The organism is Pseudomonas sp. GW822-FHT02E03 (genome assembly GCF_058802325.1).
Genome location: NZ_JBXAOA010000038.1, coordinates 1 through 14,960, shown reverse-complemented (window position 1 = coordinate 14,960; position 14,960 = coordinate 1). Strand labels below are relative to the sequence as shown.

Sequence of the window (14,960 nt, the reverse complement as noted above, 5' to 3'; positions counted from 1 at the left end):
AGTCAGATCCCTCAGAACTGGAAGTAAAGGAACGGCGAGAAGCTTTGCGCCGAGAGTTTGAGAATCGAGGCGATGAACAGCAGCAGTACCAGAGCGCGCATCACGTAACGGGACCAGTCAGCGGTCCAGTAGGCCGGTTGCACAGTCGCTTCAACGCCGACGGTGTAACCTGGTTCATGGATGCTGGCCGGGTTGTCACCCGGTACGGCTTTGATCATTCCAGGCGTAGCCGCGGCAGGGCCGTCGGTTTCGGTGTTCACCGCAGGCTTGGTCTTGACCGGTGGCCGGTTGGTGTAGAAATCACGGATGCCGAAGAACGCCAGGGTGACGTAGGCCACCACCAGGGTTGCCACTTGCAGACCGGTGAGGCTGGCCTGGTTGAGTTCCGACAACGACCATTCGCCGAAGCTGAACATCGCACCGTACATGCGACCGGCGACGTGCAGGTTTTCTGCGCGGAAAATCACCCAGCCCATGACCACAAGCAGGAAGGTCAGCGCCCAACGGATCGGGTTGATGCTGCGCGGCGAAGTGTTCAGGCCAAGGGCTTTTTCGATCGCCAGCCACATGCCGTGCCAGGCACCCCAGACGATGTAGGTGATGTTCGCGCCGTGCCACAGACCACCGAGCAGCATGGTCAGGAACAGGTTGCGATAAGTCATCAGCGTGCCTTTACGGTTACCGCCGAGGGTGATGTACAGATAGTCACGCAACCAGGTCGACAGGCTGATGTGCCAGCGACGCCAGAACTCGGTGATCGACTGGCTGATGTACGGCTGTTTGAAGTTTTCCATGAAGCGGAAACCCATCATCAAGCCCAGACCAATTGCCATGTCGCTGTAGCCGGAGAAGTCGAAGTACAGCTGCGCGGTGTAGGCCAGGGCGCCGAGCCAGGCATCGCCCGTGGTCGGGTTCTGCAAGGCGAAGCAATGGTCGGCCACCACCGCCAGGGTGTCGGCGATGAAGACCTTCTTGATGAAGCCCTGCATGAACCGCGTGGCACCTTCGGAAAACTTGTCGAGGGTGTGGGTGCGGTTGTTGAACTGGTCGGCCAGGTCGCGGAAACGCAACACGGGGCCGGCGATCAAGTGCGGGAAGATCGCCACGAATGCGGCAAAGTCGATCAGGTTGCGGGTCGCCGGGGTATCACCACGGTAGACGTCGATGATGTAGCTGATGGACTCGAAGATGTAGAACGAGATCCCGATCGGCAACAGCACGTGGGTCAGGATGAACGGCGACAGACCGACCGAGGTCATCATCGCGTTGATGCTGTCCACGCCGAAGTTGGCGTACTTGAAGTAGCCGAGGATGCACAGGTCGACACCCACGCCCAGGAGCAGCCAGCGCTGGGCCGGTTTGGTCCGAACGCCTGCCGCACCAACCTTCAGGCCGATCCAGTAGTTCCACAGCGTGACGGCTGCGAACAGCGCAAGGAAGTCCACACGCCACCAGGCGTAGAACACGTAGCTAGCGATCAGCAGCAGCAAGTTGCGATAGCGTGTTCCGCTCAAGTAGTACATGCCGAGAAAGATCGGCAAGAACAGAAACAGGAACACGTTGGATGAAAATACCATCCCGATCTCTCCATGTTTAACCAACAGTCAAGGGCCAAGGCCCCCCCAAACCCCCCATCAAAATCTGGAGAGTTACGATCGTTCCCACGCTCTGCGTGGGAATGCCTCACTGGACACTCTGCGTCCGCTTCGGCATGTGACGCGGAGCGTCACGGGCTGCATTCCCACGCGGAGCGTGGGAACGATCAACCCTAAGAACCTTTGTTGCCTTTCTCGCTGGCCGGGTCGTAGACCTTGGTCAAATCCCCACCGAGGCGGAAGGTCTTGAACGGCTGCATCTTGTGTTTCTGCGCCAGCACATCCGGCGTGCAGGTGTAGAGCGAGCAGAACGGTTCGAGCCAGGCGAATTTCGAATCGACCTTGAGGTCGGTCATGTCCTGCTTTTTACCGTTCTTCTCCTCGAACTCATCCGGGTCTTCCACGCCTGCAAGCACGCGATCACCCAGGCGTTTCAAGGCTCCGTTGTTTTCCTGACGCAAATCGACACCGTTGACCTGAGCGAAACTGGCGATCATCGCCAGTGGCGGCAGGGCGTAGTTGTGATAGGCGAGGGCGCGTTGCTGGCGCTTGAGCTCGTTGGGCAGGAAGCCTTGGGCGTCGACCTGATTGACGCCGACCTTGTATTCCTTGACGGCCCAATCGAACAGATCGCGGCGGTTGGTGGCGACCGACGTGGCCATCACCGACCAGGCGGCCCAGTACGAGTGGTTGTTGGTTTGCTCGAGCGGCAGGTTGTCCCAATCGCTGACCACCTGATCAGCCATTTTGCTGAACCAGGCTTCAATCACTTGCGCTTCTTCCTGGTGGGTAGCCAGTGGATGCGAGTCAGAGAATTTCAGGCGGACATAGGACGAAGCCATGCTGCCCAAGGCCCATTTGCGCATGGACTTGCCGGTGTGGTTGAAGTCCTTGGACATCAGTGCATCGGCCTTGGCCCAGGCGGTCAACCAATTCAGGGTGCATTCCAGTTGTGCAGGGTTACCGTCACGCATGAACTTCATCACCTGCTTGCTGGTGCTGCGTTCGATCTTGGTGATGTCGGCGGTGCTGTCGCGGAAGGCTTTTTCCGATGCCTCGTTCAGGGTCGAACGGGCCTTGTCGGAACCTTCGTATTTGCTGCGAAATTGCAGGGCGCCGGTGTAAGGCGTCGGCATCGCGTCGCAGCCTTCACTCTTGTCGCCGGTTTTGACTTTTTCAATGGGCGCGAAGTAACCCTGGGGCGGACGAAGTGGCGCGGCAGCCTGGGTGGCGCCGGCGAACATCGCCAGCGTCAGCAGGGAGGGCGCGAGTATCTTTTTCAGCGTTCGGGTTTGCATGCAGTTCATAAGAGGTAGCCTCATTGCCCGGCTTGAGCGGTACGCTGCTCGGCGCCGGAGAACACGTTGCGTTTGCAGATTTTCGCTTCGACTTTCTGAGGCGTGGTACCTGGTTTTTCAGGTCCCTGGACTTCGACGGCCAGCAGATTCTGCGAGGCCCAGTCTTCGTCCGTGCGCAACTCGAAGGCGAAACGCCCGTCGGTTTCGGAGGTTTCCGGTTTGTCGATCTTGATGTCCTCGTGGCGCCCGTTCATGTACCAGAGGGTGGCTTGCAAGGTTTTCACCGAGGTGTCGGCGAAGCGGATATCGACCTGGTGGCTGCTGTTGCGCAGGTCCAGGTTCTTGCTGTTGACCATCAATTCGTTTTTGCCCGGTTTCAGCGTGGCGCTGGCGCTCATCTGCGCGTCTTTGCCTTCGCAACCGTTGTCCAGTAGCGCCATCATCTGGCGGTAGATGGTTTCCTGGTCCAGGCGATAAAGCGGCGAGAACTCCCAGATGAGGATTTTCGGCGGTTTGGTCTGGAACTCTTCGCTGCCCAGGTACTGCAGCATCGAACCTTCGAAGCCACCACCGGGGAACGCCACGTTGAGGATGTCGGCGCCGATGGCCTCTTCGAGGAAACCGGCGAAGTTGTAGTTCTTGCCACTGTGGCTGGTGCCGACCAGGGTAATTTCCGGATTGCCGGAATCACTGAACAGATCGCCATCGCCCGCTTCGCCTTTCGGCTCGGTGGTGAACTGATCCATGTACTGGATCGCGTAGCTGGTGCCACAGAGTTGACCAGCCATGTTGTGTAACGTTCCGGTCTTGCCCATGCGACCCGACTTATGGGTCTCGAATTCACGCTTGGGAACGTCAGCGAAGGCCGGCAATTGCTTGACCTTCTCGGCGACGATTTTCGCTGTGCGCTGGGCGCCATACGGCGTCCAGTGTTGGTCGCCGCGGAAGTAGAAGTCGTGGGCTGGCAAGGTGTCGGGCAGCGATTCGTTGGTCAGTGGCGACAGGTCCGGGACCACGTAGCCCATCTGCGCGAAACGCCCGAGCATGGTTTTGTAATTCCTCAGCGCCTTGTCGAAATCGTAGCTCGCCTTCTCTGCCGGGTTCAGCTTGTTGCGGTTCACCAGGCCGCGGGTCGGCTGGTAAACGATGACCAGTTCCACGCCTTTGCTCTTGAACGCATCGTGCAGTTGTTTCATGCGTTTGTAGCCAGCGGGTGTGGTGTCGAACTCGGTGCGCAAGTCTTCTTGCGTACGGAACAGCCAATCGCCCTGCGCCTGCACCAGTGTGGTGAAGTTCTGCTGATAGCGGGTGGTGTAGTTCTTCGGGTCGTGGGCTTCGGGGCAGAGATTGCAGCAATCATCGGCCTTGAATTTCGGTGCGCTTACGCTGGCGGCGTTATCGGCGCGAACACCGCCGCTGGCCGCAAGAATGCCAGCGGTCAGGGCCGACAGGCTGAGTAATTTGATCAAGTGTGGGTGCATAAAATTATCCTCAGTCCCGCATTTCGGTCTGGCGTTCGACAGGGTCGATCAGCACGGCTTTCTGCTGGCGCACCAGCAGGTCGAGAATTTCATCCTGGCGCTCGCCAAGAATCCCCGAGAAGCTGATGCCGCTGGATTTGGTCGGGGCGAGCATCGACACGCGATACAACTCCACGCTCAGCGGCGAGTCGATCGACAGTGGTCCGCTGCCATTGGCCGCCAGTTCACCGCCGACGACGATCAGCGACACTTGGGCGTCGAACGGGTCGAGCTTGATGTCCCGGTCGGTGTCGGTCAGGTCTTTGATGTGCCCGTAGACACCGGTCAGGCCGTTGGCCATCGAGATGTTTTCGTACAGGCGAATGTTCACGCTGTTACGAATACGGATGCCGTGGCGCTTGTTGCTGATCACCTTGTTGCCCCACAGCAGGTTGTCAGCACTCTCATAGAGGGTGATGCCGTCGGTGTGGTTTTTGTAGATCTCGTTGTAGGCGATCAGGTTGTTTACGCTGTTACGGTCGATCACCAGGCCCGACAACTTGTTGTCGTAGCTGCGGTTGTTGAAGATGAAGCTGTCGTTGACCTCACGGGAAATAATGATCCCGTGCTTCTTCTTGGTCCCGTACACCGTGTTGTCGGCGATGATCAGACCGTGGGAACGGTCATGGGGGTCGATGCCGTAGACGATGTTGTCTTTGTAGGTGTTGCCCTTGACCACGAAGTCGCGGGTTTCGTAGCAGTAGAAGCCGTACCACATGTCCGAGAACTCGGAGCCGACGATCCAGCCGGACGGTTCAGGGCGCTTGAGCACCTTGGCCATGTTCGGCGTGTATTGGGAAATACTCACGCCATAGGACTTACTGTTGGCGTAGCCGAAACTGGCGATCTTGCTGTTGGCGATGTAGGTTTCGGTGCCACCCCAGGACAGCAGGAACGGACGGAACTCCTTGGGCGACTTGAAGGCCGCCGGGCCGTTTGCTTTCTCGCTCCAGCCGGTGATTTTGGTATCACGCACGAACAGCTGGCCGTCGTTGACCAGGAAAGAACCGGCCTCTTGGGACAGGCGCAGTTCCTGGGTCTGCTTGTCGATTTCCAGGATGCCTTTCTCACCCACCACGATCGGCAGCTTCGCCAGGAACACACCCGGTGAAGTTTCGCTGAAGTACTGCTTGGGTACTTTCTTGGCCAGATCCTTGAGGTTCATGTAGCCGTCGTCGACGAAGATCGCCTGCGGGATGCCATGCTGACGCACCACCCACTCGGCCATCTTGTTGTCGCCGCCGATGAAGTCCTTCAGGGCGTTTTCCTGCATCATCCGGCGCACGCTGATCTTGCCGGGCTTGGTGCGCACGATTTTCGCGGCGATGGCTTCGGCGGTGTAGCCAGAGGTGTCCGGCAGTTTCGGCTTGGCCAAGTCCAGCGGCGCGGTTGGCGCGCTGCTGACGGTGTAGGTCTTGGCCTGTTGCAGTCCCTTGGCCATGGTCGTCGATTTTCCCGCTTGCACAGGCTGGGCCGGTTCGACGGTGGCGAAGGCGGCTGCGCTGGCGAGCAGCAGCGCGCCGGCCAGCAGGCTGATCGAGCCTTTCTTGGCACTGTTCATGTCGGGCACTCCCTTCGCGGTTTGCATCAGAAGCGCCAGACCACGTCGACAAACGCGCGGTGCATGTACGAGTCGACTTCTTTGCCATACGCATCACCAGGCTTGAACACACCACCACGGAACCGCACCAGAGCCGAAGGCTCATCGATCGACTGGCTCAACGCCGCCGGCAACAGGCCTTGCTTGAAGTACTTGGTGACCACCAGGTCCATTTCCTGACCAAGGTCTTTGTTGCCATCTTCCAGCGGCAGCGAGGTGCTGGAGAGGATTGCGCCGGTCACGTCGTCGGTGTTGTTTTCGACGGCATTGATGCCGTTGCTGCCGACCGGCTTGTTGCCGTCCACACGCCAGAACTTGTGGTAGATCAGGCTGGCGTCGTATTCGTCGTTGAGCATCCAGGAGCCGAACAGGGTAGCGGTCTGCATGTTGTTCATTTCGCCACGGAAGGCTTCGCCGAAACGGTGAACCCGCGAGCGTGTACCGGTGTAGTTCGAGCGATTGCTTTCCAGGCCGGTCTGTTCGTACTCGGCGCTGGCACGGGCATACGCCGCACCGACTTGCCACTGCGGATCAAGGCGCAGACGCAGACCAATATCGGTGGCCCAGCCATTGAGGTCTTCACCGCGTTTGGCTTCGGTCGGACGCGTGCCATCGGCGTTCAGCGGGTTGACCGTGTCGGTGTCGCCGCTCATGCCGGTGATGCTGCCCCAGTAGTTGACAGTGTTGGTGTTGCGCCAGTTGTAGGCGTCGCTGTCGGCGGTGAGGCCGAGCCAGCTGATATCGCCGTTCTGTTTTTTATCCAGCGAATCACCGGCCACGCCCGGCTCCGGGTAGTCGAGCTTGCCGTCATCGTGGGTGTGATGACCGCGAATGCCGACCCAGTTACCCGGCGACCATTGAGTGGCAACGTCGCCGAAAACGTGCAGACGATCCTCATCCTTGGGTGCCAGCTCTTTCAAGTCGGTGCGGTATTCGCTGAAGCGTTCGGCGATACCGACGTTGGCGCGCAACAGGGTGGTGTCGAAGGTCCAGTTCAGGGCTTCGATGTTGGTGTCGCGCCATTGGCCGTCGTCGTTGCGCAGGCGTTGGCGTCCGAGCTTGAGGATCTCGCCAGGGTAGGGCGTGAGGCCGCTGTAACCGACCCAGAACTCGCGCATCGCCAGGTAGTTCTTCTTGGTTTTGCGATCACCGTTGTCGGTGGTCTGGGTACCGTCGCTGTCGGACTGTTGCAGGGTGTCCGTTTCGATGATGTCGGTGGACGTCACGGCCTGGCCCATGGCGTAGGCACTCCACGCGCCGCTTTCGCCGTACACCCATGGACGCAGGTCGAGGCCGACGCCAGAAACGTCGCCGCCGCTGGCAGTGCCCAGGTCACGGTCGTCTTCGGACTGGCCGGTAATTTTGACTTCGAGGCCGAAGTTCTTGTCTTCGGTCAGGGCCGCCAGGGTTGGGCACGACCACAGCAGGGCGAATGTCAGGCCAATACCGGCCTTCACGAATGGATTGAGCTTCATAGGGATTCCTCGCCGTCTTCTTCTTGCAGGGCGTGCAGTTCCAGCGTGTCCGGACTCACGGCACTACGAATGGCCTGTTCTTGTTTCAACAGGCGTTGGGCCTCGGCCAGCCGGTCAGGCGGCAGTTGCGCTTCGATGGTTTGCGCAAGCTCATTGGCTTGTGGGGTGTTTTGAGCCTTCGCCAATTGGCTGAAGACATAAGCGTTGACCGGGTCGGGTCGGGTGCCCTTGCCTTGGGAGAACAGTTGGGCAATGGCGAAATCGGCGCTGTTCTGGCCGTTACGCGCAGCGGTCAGCAGGTGATCCAGGGCTTTTTGCGGATAGACCTTGCCCAGGTAACCACGACGGTAAATCTGGCCGAGGTAGTAATCGGCGGCGACTTCCCGGCCGACGGCTTTCTTGAAGTGCTCTTCGGCGACCTTGGCGTCGGCCGGCACCATTTTTCCTTCGAAGTAGAGCTTGCCCAGCAACAGTTCGGCACGCGGCTGATCAGCGGCGCGGCCGTTGTCCAGGTACTTCATCATGGCGTCGACATCACCCAGTTCCGGGAAGTCGTAGAGCAATTGCGCCAGGCTGACCCAGGACGCCGGGTAGCCAGGTGCGATGCCTTCGAGCAGCGACTGAGCGGTTTTTTCGTCGGTCTTGCCCAGGCTCGCATCGCCCAGCACACGGGCCACACTGTCCACACGTTGCGCAGAAACGACGCCACGGCTGTGACCCGCCTGCATCTGCTTGATCAGTTCAGCCTGTTGCTCTGGCTGGCCGCGTTTCTGATAGACCGTGGCCAGTTCGACGTAGCAGATGTCGGTGGTGTTCAACGCCGCTTTGCAGATTTTTTCCACGTCATCCAGATGCTGGTCGTAAGTGCCCTGGGTGCGATAGAGCAGCACTTGCGCCAGACCGGCTTCCGGTTTGCCTTCGGCGCGCCATTGGCTGATCTGCTGCTGTGCGTTGACGTTCGGGAAACTGTGCGGGTATTGCAGGTACAGCATCGCCAGCGGGATCAGGGTGTTGCCTTCGCCATTGGCCGAGGCTTTCTTCAACAGCGCTTCGGCTTCGTGATGTTCGGCTTCGGTGGCACCGGGTTTGGCCACCAGCAGACGACCCAGGCGAGCCTGAGCCCGCGGCGAGACGCTGGCCGCGGCACGGTAAGTCGCCTCGGCCTTTTTGATTTGCGCCGGGTCACGGCTGTCGACCTGCAGATCGGCCAGGCCGACCTGAGCTTCGCTGTAACCCAGGTCTGCAAGCTGCTGGTAGTTCTGCGCCGCCAGCGCGGTATCGCCGCGCTTGAGGGCTTCATTGGCCAGGCGCTGGTCGGGCAGGCCGGCGCAGCCGGCCAGGCTCACGGCCAGTGCGAGTGAGCACACCACATAACCACTGTGGGAGCGGGCTTGCCCGCGATTCAGGCGACTCGGTACTTCAGAAAGACCGCGCTGATCTAATCGCGGGCAAGCCCGCTCCCACAGGGTTCGCGGTGTTTTCAGGAGACTGAATAGGGTCACGGGCATGTCCTCTGTTTAAAGACCGGCGGCCATGGCTTTGTTGATCAGCCAGCTCAGGTTCGGGCCACGAGTGCTGTTCACTTCCACCGGGCGACCGGCGAAGGCGCTGTCCAGCGGCTCATCTGGTTTGATCTGCACGCGGATGTCGGATGACAGGTCGGCGCTTTTCAGGCTGGTGCTGCTGACGATCTTGCCGGTACGGGTTTGGTCTTCGCCGGCGATCTGGAAGCTGACGGTGGTGCCAGGACGCACGTCGCCGAACTGGCGATAGGAGAAGCGTGCTTCAACGTTGGCTTCGGTGTTGCGCGGCACCAGTTGGAAGATCACGTCGCCTTTGCTGGCGTACTGACCGTTAGCCACCAATTGCTGAGCCACGGTGCAATCGCACGGCGACGTCAGGGTGCCGGTCATTTGCTTGCCGAACAGTTCTTCAACCTTGGACGGTTGCAGTTGACCTTCGTCCAGATGGCCCTTGAGTACGTCGAGCATGCTGGTGCTGAAGGTCGCCAGCGGTGCGCCTTTGGCGGCAACGCCATCAGCCTTGATCAGGCTCTGCACGGTGCCATCGCGCGGCATGGTGATGTTCATCCCCTGCACGCTGACCAGACCGGCCTGGGCGTGGCTGACGAAGTACATGCCGTACACCGATTTGAAAATGAAACCGAACGCCACCAGGCCGACCACGAAGATACCGGCGCTGAAAGTCACCGCTTTCAGACGGCCCAGAGGGGTCATGCCGTGGCCGCCATCCTTGGTCTTGCGCGCCTTGGTGAAGTTGTCGCGCTGCAAGGTCGCCAGCATTTCACCTACGCTGACGATGTCGCCGGCCAGGTGCGAAGTGATCAGGTGGCGCAGGGTGGAAATGTCACGGGGTTCCAGGTTCTGGAACTGGCAACCGATACGACCGGTCTGGCGATCGACGGAGCGGATTTGCAATTCCACGTCCATGGCCAAACCGAGGTTATCGATCACGAACTGCAGGCGAGCCTTGTGCACATCGCCGACTTTCAGCGGCAGCTGACCGGCGTTGAACGCCAGGCCGCCAGCGGAAAGGTCGATGACTCGGGCTTCAACCGGAGTCCGGTCAGGGCCGAAGAAACGCAGCTTGGCCGGAATTTTCACGCGAGCGTGTTGGCGCTGGGCTTCGGATTCGTGCACTACGTTGGAGTTGACGGCGGTATTCATATGGGCGATTTCCTAGTTAATTCAGGCGAGTTCGGTCAGACCATCAGCAGCAGCACGGCGACAAAAATGCTGCCGGCGGAGAAGGTCATGGTCCGAGACGACCAAGTGTTGAACCAACCTTGAAAGCTGGCGAGATCACGGGTCAGGGAAGTGGGCTGGCGACTCCAGGACTGTCGGTCGAGGCGGAAGAACACGTAGATCTTCACCAGCGCGCCGACGATCTGGTTGTAATAGAGAATCGCCGGGTAGGCCGGGCCGATCCGGTGACCGGAACAGGACAGCAGCACTGTAAGGATCAGGCGGGTGATGCCGATCCACAGCAGGTAAACCAGGATGAACGCGCTGCCGTACTTGAAGGTGGCGAGGAGTGCCACGGTCAGGCCCAGCAAGGACGTCCACATCGATACACGCTGATCGAACAGCACCACCGAAGTGAACAGGCCGAGGCGTTTCATCCCCAGACCCAGAGCGCGAGAGTTCTGCCGCAGGTTGTTGCCGTACCAGCGGAACATCAGTTTGCGACTGGCCTTGATGAAGCTCTTTTCCGGCGGGTGTTCCACGGTATGGATCGCGGCATCTGGCACGTAAAACGTGTCGTAGCCCAAACGCATCAAGCTGAACCAGCTCGACTTGTCGTCACCGGTCAGGAACTTGAAGCGGCCCAGGCGCCAGTGTTGCAGCGAGTCGCTTTCCACATCGGCGATGAAGTCCGGGTTGGTGACCACGGTGGCGCGGAATACCGACATCCGGCCGGTCATGGTCAACACGCGCTTGGACAGGGCCATGGAGCACATGTTGATGTGGCGCTGGGCGAATCGCAGTTTGTGCCATTCGCTCATGATGTAGCCGCCGCGCACTTCACAGAACTCGTTGGTGGTCAGGCCGCCGACATTGCCGAACAGCTGGAACCACGGCACGGTCTTGAGCACGACGCCTTCGGCCAATACGGTGTCGCCATCGATCACGGCAACCACGGCGCGGTCGTCCGGCAGGTGGCGCGAGATGGCGCGGAAACCGTAGGCAAGGCCATCGCGTTTGCCAGTACCGGGAATGCGCACGAAGTCGAGCTTGACCCGTGGCGGTGGGTTCATGCGTTTCCAGAGGCTCTTGACCAGCAGCTCATCGGACATTTCCACGATGGAGCACACCACGGTGGTCGGCAGGCCGCAGTCGATGGCCTCGCGGATTACCGAGCTGTAGACCTGAGCGGTGGTCAGCGCGTCGATACGGAAGCTGGTGACCATCAGAAATACATGGGACGGGTCTGCCTCTTTGCCCAGCTTGCGCACTTTGCGCCGCAGGTGCGGGTAGACCACGTACAGAAACAGCATGCCGCGCAGAAAGTGCGTGGCACCCATCGAGTAGCGCCAGATACCGACGATACCGATCAGGAAGATAAAGTCCTTCGACTCGGAGTCGAACGTGGACGTAGGCAGCGCCATGGCGATGCCCATCAGTAAACTTAGGTAAAACAGCCAACCGGCGGCCTGAAGTAGGCCGTGCTTTAGCCTGTGCATAATCTGCATCCGTCTCGATCTCGGGCGAGCCTGTGGGGTGGCCCGATGGGGTTAAGGCAGGCGTAGAAAGCCAAGTCGATCTCATCAGACCTGTAGGAGCGAGGCTTGCCCGCGAAGGCGGCGTACCTGACACATCACGTCGCCTGGTTCGCCGGCAAGCCTGGTTCCTACGAGGAAGGTGTGTTACCAGCAGATGCCTTCAGTCCGGCCGCTCACGCTGGTGGCTTTGGACATGAAGCCAACCAGGTCGACCACTTGCTTGCCGTGTGGAGCTTCCAGCGCCAGGGCGCGGAATTTCTCGTCACGGTTGCCGAGGATGATCACGTCGGAGTTTGCGATCACGTCGTCGAAGTCAGCGTTGAGCAAGGACGAGACGTGAGGGATCTTCGACTCGATGTAATCCTTGTTCGCACCGTGGACACGGGCGTATTCGACGTTGCTGTCGTAGATGCTCAGGTCGTAGCCCTTGCCGATCAGCATTTCCGCCAGATCAACCAATGGGCTTTCGCGCAGGTCGTCGGTGCCGGCCTTGAAGCTCAGACCCAGCAGGGCGACTTTGCGCTTGTCGTGGCTGGAGACGATGTCGAACGCGTTCTGCACCTGGGACTCGTTACTGCGCATCAGCGAGTTGAGCAGCGGTGCTTCCACGTCCAGGGAACCGGCGCGGTAGGTCAGGGCGCGGACGTCTTTAGGCAGGCAGGAGCCGCCGAACGCGAAACCAGGGCGCATGTAGTACTGGGACAGGTTCAGTGTCTTGTCCTGGCAGACCACTTCCATCACTTCGCGACCGTCAACACCGACGGCCTTGGCGATGTTGCCGATCTCGTTGGCGAAGGTCACCTTGGTGGCGTGCCACACGTTGCAGGTGTACTTGATCATCTCGGCAACGGCGATGTCCTTGCGGATGATCGGTGCGTCGAGTTCTTCGTACAGCGATTGCAGAACGTCACCCGAAGCCTTATCGAACTCGCCGATAACGGTCATTGGCGGCAGGTCGTAATCGGCAATCGCGGTGCTTTCACGCAGGAACTCAGGGTTAACCGCTACGCCGAAATCGACGCCGGCTTTTTTGCCGGAGCAGTCTTCGAGGATCGGGATCACCACGTTTGCCACGGTGCCCGGCAGGACGGTGCTGCGAACCACGATGGTGTGGCGGGTGGTCTTGTCACGCAGGACAAAACCGATCTCGCGGCAAACGGCTTCGATGTAGTTCAGTTCCAGGTCGCCGTTCTTCTTGCTCGGCGTACCGACGCAGATCATCGACAGGTCGGTGTCGCGAATCGCCTCGGCGAAGTTGGTCGTGCCGCGCAATTTGCCCGTCTCGATACCCTGCTTCAGAAGTTCGCCCAGACCCGGTTCAACGATCGGCGAACGGCCTGCGTTGATCATATCGATTTTGTCTTTGGCAACATCGACGCCAACGACGTCATGGCCCCGTGCAGACAGGCAACCGGCACATACTGCGCCGACGTAACCCAAACCAAATATGCTGATGCGCATCGCAATTACCTCTGTGTTTATCAAGCCATTACATGGCCGGAGTTAATGGTGTTCAGCGGTCATAGTGCACTCGCAAGTGCGACTTAAAGGCGCCACAATGCCGTGTGCAGGCATACTAAGTTCCGAGTGTCTAAATAAGTGCACTCAAGATGTGCGCAGCCAGGTCTTATTGTTATGACGTGCCCTGTTATGCAGCCGATCCTCTTTTCTGAAGACTTCCGTGCAAAGGTCTTGCGCGCTCAATGCCAGGCCCGAAAGCCCGTAAATCAAGCGGTTGGGTGCTCAGGTGAGCACGTTTATAGGGGCGCAGCCGTGGCCTTGTAGGGGATAGTAATGGTGCGTTATCTCCTGTCCTTCATGTGTTGCCCAAATAAGTGATCAGTAAGCCAAAGTAAGTGTGACAACTTCGCTATATCGATCTCTTGTCTGTGTAAGTTATCTCGCACAATCACCGAGAGAATCGTTACCGGTGGTATGAGCGGCGCATTTGGACATAGTTCCTGTCCGCCCATCGCGAATTCTGAAATTTCTTGAAATATTGAAAAAGATGGCACTGCTTTCATATTGATAGCACTTGCCGTTTGGCCCTTTATATATGGGGTGATTATTGTCGTGGATGTTTTTTTGCCACTACGAGCAAAAAAAATCTGTGCCACTACGGAAAAAAATGATCGATGTCGAGTGAAACTAAAGTTAGAAAAGAGAGTGCTTGTTTTTTGGCGCCAATAAAGCGGCGAAAAGAAGGGGATTGTTCGATGTTCAAAGGGCGACGCACGATCAAGTAACCGATGTCGTGCGTCGACTTGGGGCGGGGTTTGATTTACTCAGGTGCGTGATCGCGCAGGAACACCAGATTGTCCGGTTTAGACTGTTCGGCGCTGTAGCGATAACCCTGAACGTCGAACTGCTTGAGGGCGACCGGGTCATTGATGCGTTCTTCAATGACGAAGCGACTCATCATCCCGCGGGCCTTTTTCGCGTAGAAGCTGATGATTTTGTACTGGCCGTTCTTCAGATCCTTGAACTCGGTATTGATGATGCGCGCGTTCAAAGCACTGCGTTTGACTGCCGAGAAGTACTCGTTGGAGGCCAGGTTCAGCAGCACGTCATCGCCTTGATCGGCCAAGGCTTCGTTCAGCCATTCGCTGATCCGGGTACCCCAGAAGGCGTAAAGGTCTTTGCCACGGGCATTGGCCAGTTTGGTGCCCATCTCCAGCCGATAGGGCTGCATCAAGTCCAAGGGGCGCAACAGGCCATACAGGCCGGAGAGCATGCGCAAGTGCTGCTGGGCGTAATCGAAATCGGCTTCGCTGAAAGTTTGTGCATTCAGGCCGGTGTACACATCGCCCTTGAATGCCAGCAACGCCTGCTTGGCGTTGGCAGGGGTGAAGGCCGGGGTCCAGCTACCGAAACGCGCGGCATTGAGCCCGCCGATCTTGTCGGAGACGTGCATCAATTCGCTGATCTGCGTTGGCGTCAGGTCGCGCAGTTGCAGGATCAGTTCCTGGGAATGGTCGAGGTATTGCGGCTGAGTGAAGCGCTGGGTCGCCGGCGGTGTTTCGTAATCGAGAGTCTTGGCGGGGGAAATCACCATCAGCATGAAGTCGTCTCCTTTAATCGTGGCGGCGATTCTAGGGGGTTGTCCTTGTTGACTCCAGCTATGGGTGTCATAGGTGATCGGTGGTGTCATGGAGCAAGATCGCAGCCTCGCTTCGCTCGACAGCTCCTACAAGGGAACGCATTCCAACCTGTAGGAGCTGTCGAGCGA

Annotated in this window: 10 protein-coding genes; all 10 read right to left on the bottom strand. The window is 58.9% G+C overall.

The window, feature by feature from the left end:
- Positions 1–11: 11 nt before the first annotated feature.
- Positions 12–1,577: an MBOAT family O-acyltransferase gene (locus AC1RQB_RS22220; protein WP_008070451.1), complete on the bottom strand. Its 1,566-nt coding sequence runs from the start codon at positions 1,575–1,577 to the stop codon at positions 12–14.
- A 191-nt stretch (positions 1,578–1,768) separates the two neighbouring features.
- Positions 1,769–2,902, bottom strand: a complete 1,134-nt coding sequence (locus tag AC1RQB_RS22215) for a mannuronate-specific alginate lyase (protein ID WP_198537198.1) — start codon at positions 2,900–2,902, stop codon at positions 1,769–1,771.
- 11 nt (positions 2,903–2,913) lie between these two features.
- A complete protein-coding gene (locus AC1RQB_RS22210; protein WP_063341501.1) occupies positions 2,914–4,374 on the bottom strand; it encodes an alginate O-acetyltransferase in 1,461 nt (486 codons plus the stop codon).
- 10 nt (positions 4,375–4,384) lie between these two features.
- Complete coding sequence (algG, locus tag AC1RQB_RS22205; protein WP_063341500.1) at positions 4,385–5,974, bottom strand: mannuronan 5-epimerase AlgG; 1,590 nt, start codon at positions 5,972–5,974, stop codon at positions 4,385–4,387.
- 26 nt (positions 5,975–6,000) lie between these two features.
- Complete coding sequence (locus AC1RQB_RS22200; protein WP_007896392.1) at positions 6,001–7,488, bottom strand: alginate export family protein; 1,488 nt, start codon at positions 7,486–7,488, stop codon at positions 6,001–6,003.
- The gene (gene algK / locus AC1RQB_RS22195; RefSeq protein ID WP_198537197.1) at positions 7,485–8,996 is read right to left on the bottom strand and encodes an alginate biosynthesis TPR repeat lipoprotein AlgK; all 1,512 of its coding nucleotides are present in this window, start codon (positions 8,994–8,996) and stop codon (positions 7,485–7,487) included. The genes AC1RQB_RS22200 and algK overlap by 4 nt, the downstream gene beginning before the upstream one ends.
- 9 nt (positions 8,997–9,005) lie before the next feature.
- A complete protein-coding gene (locus AC1RQB_RS22190) occupies positions 9,006–10,175 on the bottom strand; it encodes an alginate biosynthesis protein Alg44 (RefSeq protein WP_008070442.1) in 1,170 nt (389 codons plus the stop codon).
- Between the two features lie 35 nt (positions 10,176–10,210).
- The gene (alg8, locus tag AC1RQB_RS22185; RefSeq protein WP_404942999.1) at positions 10,211–11,692 is read right to left on the bottom strand and encodes a mannuronan synthase; all 1,482 of its coding nucleotides are present in this window, start codon (positions 11,690–11,692) and stop codon (positions 10,211–10,213) included.
- Positions 11,693–11,875: 183 nt separating this feature from the next.
- Positions 11,876–13,192 carry a nucleotide sugar dehydrogenase gene (locus AC1RQB_RS22180; protein ID WP_063341498.1) on the bottom strand — a complete coding sequence of 439 codons (1,317 nt, stop codon included), beginning with the start codon at positions 13,190–13,192 and terminating at the stop codon, positions 11,876–11,878.
- Between the two features lie 820 nt (positions 13,193–14,012).
- Positions 14,013–14,792, bottom strand: coding sequence for a peroxide stress protein YaaA (yaaA, locus tag AC1RQB_RS22175; RefSeq protein WP_063341497.1), 780 nt, complete (start codon positions 14,790–14,792; stop codon positions 14,013–14,015).
- Between the last annotated feature and the right edge of the window lie 168 nt (positions 14,793–14,960).

What these genes read in the sequence shown, in the direction of transcription:
- algG (WP_063341500.1), bottom strand. Translation starts at nt 5,974, where the DNA reads ATGAACAGTGCCAAGAAAGGCTCGATCAGCCTGCTGGCCGGCGCGCTG.
- AC1RQB_RS22210 (WP_063341501.1), bottom strand. Translation starts at nt 4,374, where the DNA reads ATGCACCCACACTTGATCAAATTACTCAGCCTGTCGGCCCTGACCGCT.
- AC1RQB_RS22215 (WP_198537198.1), bottom strand. Translation starts at nt 2,902, where the DNA reads ATGAACTGCATGCAAACCCGAACGCTGAAAAAGATACTCGCGCCCTCC.
- yaaA (WP_063341497.1), bottom strand. Translation starts at nt 14,792, where the DNA reads ATGCTGATGGTGATTTCCCCCGCCAAGACTCTCGATTACGAAACACCG.
- AC1RQB_RS22180 (WP_063341498.1), bottom strand. Translation starts at nt 13,192, where the DNA reads ATGCGCATCAGCATATTTGGTTTGGGTTACGTCGGCGCAGTATGTGCC.
- AC1RQB_RS22190 (WP_008070442.1), bottom strand. Translation starts at nt 10,175, where the DNA reads ATGAATACCGCCGTCAACTCCAACGTAGTGCACGAATCCGAAGCCCAG.
- AC1RQB_RS22220 (WP_008070451.1), bottom strand. Translation starts at nt 1,577, where the DNA reads ATGGTATTTTCATCCAACGTGTTCCTGTTTCTGTTCTTGCCGATCTTT.
- AC1RQB_RS22200 (WP_007896392.1), bottom strand. Translation starts at nt 7,488, where the DNA reads ATGAAGCTCAATCCATTCGTGAAGGCCGGTATTGGCCTGACATTCGCC.
- algK (WP_198537197.1), bottom strand. Translation starts at nt 8,996, where the DNA reads ATGCCCGTGACCCTATTCAGTCTCCTGAAAACACCGCGAACCCTGTGG.
- alg8 (WP_404942999.1), bottom strand. Translation starts at nt 11,692, where the DNA reads ATGCACAGGCTAAAGCACGGCCTACTTCAGGCCGCCGGTTGGCTGTTT.